Below are 5,424 nucleotides of genomic sequence, written 5' to 3'. Positions count from 1 at the left end.
CGGCGCGCGGCGCCGGGGCAGGGCGAGCGGACGCGGGCTCGGCAGCGCGCGGCGCGGGCGTCGGTGTCGGCGCGGCCGGCTTCGGCACCGGGGCGGATCGCGCCGGCTTCGCCTTTTCGGTCGCCTTCACGGGCGACGGACGCGACTTGAGGCCAAGGCGATGCGCCTTGCCGATCACGGCGTTGCGGCTGACACCGCCAAGCTCGTCGGCGATCTGGCTGGCGGTCAGCCCCTTTTCCCACATGCTGCGCAGCTGCTCGATGCGCTCATCGGTCCATGACATGCTCTATTCCTCATCTTTACCGGTCGCCGGTATCGCGACGCGAACCGGCGGGCCAGGGCGTCAAGGCCCAGCTTGCGGTGAAGTCGGGGAGGCGATAGGCGAGAACGCCATGAACGACCAGCCCCAAATTTCGCGATCCGACTCCGGCGTTCCGGCTGCGACGCAGCCCTTCGCCGAACCCGGAGTCCCACGCATCCGCACGCTCAACATTCCCGGCACACAGGCCCTTTATGTCAAGGAGGTGCGGCGCTTTTTCAAGGTCCAGCTGCAAACAATCTGGGCGCCCGCGGTCACGACCCTGCTGTTCCTGGTGATCTTCACCGTGGCGCTGGGCGGGGCGGGGCGCCAGGTCATCGGCGTGCCGTTCGCCGATTTCGTCGCGCCGGGGCTGATCATGATGGCGATGCTCCAGAACAGTTTCGCCAATTCGAGCTTTTCGCTGCTGGTCGGCAAGATTCAGGGCACGATCGTCGATTATCTGATGCCGCCGCTGGGCGTCGGCGAACTGATCGTCGCGATGATCGGCGCCGCGGTCACCCGCGCGGTGCTGGTCGGACTGGCGCTGTGGGCGGCGATGCTCCTGTGGCCCGGTGTCGACGTGATGCCGCGCCATCCGGGTGCGGTCGTGGCCTTCGGCCTGCTCGGCGCGACGATGCTCGGCTTTCTGGGACTGATCACGTCGGTTTGGGCCGAAAAGTTCGATCACGCCGCCGCGGTGACCAATTTCGTGGTGACGCCGCTCGCGCTGCTGTCGGGCACTTTCTATTCGGTCGACCGGCTGGCGCCGTGGTTCCAGTCGATCACGCATGCCAACCCCGTCTATCATGCGATCATGGGGTTCCGCTACGGCTTCATCGGCACCGTCGATTCCTCGATGGCGCATCCGGTGCTGACCGCGGCACTGATCCTCCTCGCGGTCAATGTCGCGCTGGGCGTCCTGACCTATCGCCTGCTGGCATCGGGCTGGAAGCTCAAGGCCTGATCGCGCGGCGGATCAGTGCCGGTGGATCGCGCGGACGCGGTAGCGCCCGCGGTCGAGCCCGTCGAACATCGCCGCGAGCTGTGGATGATCGACCGGCCCGGCTTCGCCGTCCGCCACCAGATTCTGCTGGCTGACATAGGCGATGTAGGAGGAGTCGTCGCTCTCGGCCATGAGGTGATAGAAAGGCTGCTCCTTCGCCGGGCGGATCGCCTCGGGGATCGCCTCATACCATTCATCGCTGTTCGAGAAGACGGGATCGACGTCGAAGACCACGCCGCGGAAATCGAACATGCGGTGGCGGACGATGTCGCCCGGCGCAAAGCGCGCGCGCTCGATCAAGGGGGCCCGCACGCCGGGCATGTCGGTGAAGGGCGAGGATTTTGCCGTCATGACGCCAATTTATGACCGCGGCGCTGCGTTTCAACCGCCTGCCGGTGAATCTTGCCGTCCACGACACGGCCGCGAACCAGGAAGAAAATGGAGGAGAGTGAGGGATTCGAACCCTCGGTACCGTTGCCGGCACTTCGCATTTCGAGTGCGACGCTTTCGACCACTCAGCCAACTCTCCTCGCTGAGGCCGTCGCCCCTAGCGGCGATGCCCCGCCTTTGCAACCCTCAAGTCGCAAAAGCGGAGCGTCGCCGCCCGATGGTCAGGGACGGTCGGATTCCCACCAGTAGGGCGCGCGCTTCCGCGCCCCGGTGTCGACCTCGTTCATCGTCGACGGGTCATAGAGATGGCCGCCCAGCATCACGCGATGGATGCTTTCGCTGTTGCGGATATTCTCGGTCGGATCGGCGTCGAGGATGAGGAGGTCGGCGAGCTTGCCGACCTCGAGCGAGCCGACATCCTTCGCATAGCCGAGCGCGGTCGCGGGCATGATCGTCGCGGCGCGCAGCGCGTCGATGGCGCTCCAGCCGCCGCGGACGAACGACCACATCTCCCAATGCGCGCCGAGGCCCGCCTGCTGGCCGTGCGCCCCGATCGACACGTTGCGCCCGGCGGCCGCGATCTTCGCCGCCTCGCGCGCCGAATCGTCGTCGACATAGTCGCTTTCGGGCGCGATCACGCGGCGCTTGTTCTCTGCCGCGAGGATGGTCGGCGGAATGTGCCGCGCCAGCACCGGCTGCTCCCAGACATTGGTGTGCGCCCGCCAATAGGGATCGCCCGCGAGGCCGCCGAAGGTGACGACGAGCGTCGGCGTATAATCGACGTTGGTCTGTCCCCACAGCTGCACCAGATCGCCGTAGAAGGTGTGGAGCGGGATATTGTGCTCGACCGTCGCGTTGCCGTCCTGGATCAGCGTCACGCCCTGCGCGTACATCGACCCGCCTTCGGGCACGACGGTCATCCCCTCGGCCTGCGCGGCGCGCACGACCATCTGGCGCTGTTCGCGGCGCGGCTGGTTGTAGTTCTTGACGCTGTGCCCGCCCTGCGCCTTCAGCCGCCGGACATGCGCGAGCGCATCGGCATAGCTGTCGATCTCGGCATAGATGCCCGCCGCCTTCGCGCCATAGATCGCCTCGCCGGTCGAAAAGATGCGCGGCGCGAGGATCAGGCCCGCGCGCTGCATTTCGGACGAGACGAAGATTTCGGAGGCGCGCGACGACGGGTTGTGGCTGGTGGTCGTGCCCATCGCCAGATTGACGATCTCCGACCAGTTCTGCTGCGGCACCAGTTCGTCGTCGCCGTGCGGGCCGTGCGCATGGCCGTCGACGAAGCCGGGAACGATCGTCTTGCCCGCCGCGTCGATCGTCACCGTGCCCGCCGGGACGGTGAGCGAACCCGCCGGGCCGATCGCCGCGATGCGGTCGTCCTCGATCAGGATCGCGCCATTGTCGACGATCCCGCCCTGCTTGTCGGCCATGGTGACGATCTTCGCGCCGGTGATCAGCACCGCACCGCGATGCTTCGCCGCCCTCTGCGTCATCGACAGCGACACGCCGGCGGTGGGCGGTGTGAAAGCCGCCTTCGCGCCCGGCGCGCTGGCGAACAGGGCGGAAAGGTCGGCGCTGAACAGCGTCGGGCCGCGCGTCCAGTGAAGCCGGCGGCCGCCGTTCGACCAGTGGACATAGTCGGCGCCGCTGTCGCTGACGCGCGTCACGGGCAGCGCGCCGCCCTTCATTCCCAGCGCGACATCCTGCGCACCGGGCATCAGCGGCGTGACATAGACGTCGTGGTTCTGGCGAAAGGCGAGGGTGCGGCCGTCGGGCGAGATCTCGTAATCGCTGACCAGCTCGCCGCTGGCATGAACGCGCTTGTCCTGCCCCGACAGGTCGGTGCTGACAAGCTGGCTCTTGCCGCCGCCCGATGCGACCATGAACAATCGATCGCCCGATCCGCCGAACTGCGGCTTGGCGCCGTCCGCGTCGACGAGTTCGGGCGTGCCGCCGGCCGCCGCGACGCGATAGACGCCGGGGTTCGCGCCCCAGCGTCCGGAGGTCAGGTAGCCGCCGCCGCGCCGTTCGAAGACGATCGTCCCGCCGTCGGGAGAGAAGCGCGGCTCGGCATAGTGGCCGGGCACGCTCGTCACCCTGCGCGTCGCGCCGCCGCCGGCGCCGACGACGTGGACTTCGCCGAGCCCCGCGTCGGTCCAGCGCACGAAGACGACCGACTTGCCGTCGCGCGACCAGCTCGGCCACATCTCGAACGCCGCATCCTTCGCCGCGGTCAGGCGCCGGGCGGTGCCGCCGGTCGCGGGCTTGATCCATAGTTTGCCCAGCGTTTCGAACACGACCTGGCCACCGTCGGGCGACACTTCGGCCCAGCGCGGCATCTGCGTCTCGAAGCTGTCGGGCGCGACTGCCACCTCGGGATGGACGGCGTCGACGATCACGCGGTCGTCGGAGATGCGGAAGGGGATGACGCGCGCTTCGCCGCCGTCGCCCGCCACGCGGCGCAGCTTGCCGCCGGCCCAGAACAGGATGTCGCGGCCGTCGGGGGTCCACGCCATGTTCGGATAGACGCCGGTGACGGCCCAGGTTTCCTGCACATCCTGATCGAGCGCGTCATAGAGCTTGCGCTCGGCGCCAGAGGCGAGATCCTTCACATACAGCTTCGATTCCATGCCTTCGCGGCGGACATAGGCGATGCGCTTGCCGTCGGGCGAGGGCGTCGGCCGCACCGCGCCGCCGGGACCGCCCGCGACGGTGGTGATCGCACCGCTGTCCATGTCATAGCGTTCGATATGGAACAGGTCGGTGTTGCTGTCCTGCGCATATTCGAAGACCGGGCCGGGGGAGACGTTGCGGGTATAATAGACGCCCTTGCCGTCGGGCGCGAAGGTCGGCTCGCCGAGTTCCTTCTGGTGGCGCTCGCTCGGGCGCTTGACCAGCGGAACGCCGCCGCCGCCCGAAATATGATACAGCCACACCTCGCCGGTGCCGAGCGAGCGGCCGGTGGTGAAATGCTTCTTGGCGACGATGAACTGGCCGTCGGGACTCCAGCTCGGCTGGTTGAGAAGGCGGAAATCCTCCTTGGAGAGTTGGCGCTTGTCGCTGCCGTCGCGGTTCATCACCCAGATATTGTCGCCGCCGCCGCGGTCGGAAACGAAGGCGATGCGCGAACCGTCGGGCGAGAAGCGCGGCTGCTGTTCATAGGCGAGCCCCTCGGCGATCCGCGTCGGCGTCCCGCCCTCGATCGGCATCGTATAGATGTCGCCGAGCAGGTCGAAGGCGATGGTGCGGCCGTCGGGCGCGACGTCCACGTTCATCCAGCTTCCCTCGTCGACCGCGATCGGCACCGTGCGCGTCGTCATGCCGGGCGGGGCGTTGACGTCCCACGTGTCGGTACCGGTTGCTTCGGCGGCGGTCTGCGCGTGAGCCGAAGTCGAACAGGCCAGAGCCGCCGCGAAGGCGATTGCGAAACGCGCCATGAATGATGATCCCCTGTTGAAATATGCCGCGACCATATGACCTTGCCCCATCATTGCAAGGCGCGGCTTTCGATGAGAAGCCTGGCAGGCTCGACAGGTGACGGTCGTCCCATGTCGTCCTATGGCCTGTGGGGATTTGGCGTTCGGCGCGCTGCCTCATCCGTTCGTCATGCTGAACTCGTTTCAGCATCCATGGTCGGAGCTCTCCTTTTGCGCCGCCTTTCAGGTGAGAGCAGACCATGGACCCTGAAACAAGTTGGCGTTTATATCTTAGAGACAGGGACGCT

The 5,424-nt window shown here is 67.2% G+C and carries 4 protein-coding genes and 1 tRNA gene; 1 reads left to right on the top strand and 4 read right to left on the bottom strand.

The genetic code is table 11. The features are described from left to right. Window positions 1-283 (bottom strand): GcrA family cell cycle regulator (locus tag SGR02S_RS18570; RefSeq protein WP_276525666.1); only part of this gene is annotated, 283 nt, incomplete at its 3' end. A 109-nt stretch (window positions 284-392) separates the two neighbouring features. Here SGR02S_RS18570 and SGR02S_RS18565 point away from each other — a divergent pair. Continuing rightward, a complete protein-coding gene (locus SGR02S_RS18565) occupies window positions 393-1,265 on the top strand; it encodes an ABC transporter permease (protein WP_067113577.1) in 873 nt (290 codons plus the stop codon). Window positions 1,266-1,277: 12 nt separating this feature from the next. Here the strand turns inward: SGR02S_RS18565 and hspQ are convergent, their stop codons facing one another. From hspQ to SGR02S_RS18550, 3 genes are all read right to left on the bottom strand, one after another. Then, window positions 1,278-1,655: a heat shock protein HspQ gene (gene hspQ / locus SGR02S_RS18560; protein ID WP_067113575.1), complete on the bottom strand. Its 378-nt coding sequence runs from the start codon at window positions 1,653-1,655 to the stop codon at window positions 1,278-1,280. Between the two features lie 88 nt (window positions 1,656-1,743). Continuing rightward, a tRNA-Ser gene (locus SGR02S_RS18555) sits at window positions 1,744-1,833 on the bottom strand. Window positions 1,834-1,915: 82 nt separating this feature from the next. Next, window positions 1,916-5,137, bottom strand: coding sequence for an amidohydrolase family protein (locus tag SGR02S_RS18550; protein ID WP_067113579.1), 3,222 nt, complete (start codon window positions 5,135-5,137; stop codon window positions 1,916-1,918). Between the last annotated feature and the right edge of the window lie 287 nt (window positions 5,138-5,424).

Origin of the sequence: Sphingopyxis granuli NBRC 100800 (assembly GCF_001591045.1) — a bacterium.
GTDB lineage: Bacteria > Pseudomonadota > Alphaproteobacteria > Sphingomonadales > Sphingomonadaceae > Sphingopyxis > Sphingopyxis granuli.
The sequence above is the reverse complement of the archived record's forward strand: the minus strand, read 5'-3'. Positions and strand labels throughout refer to the sequence as shown.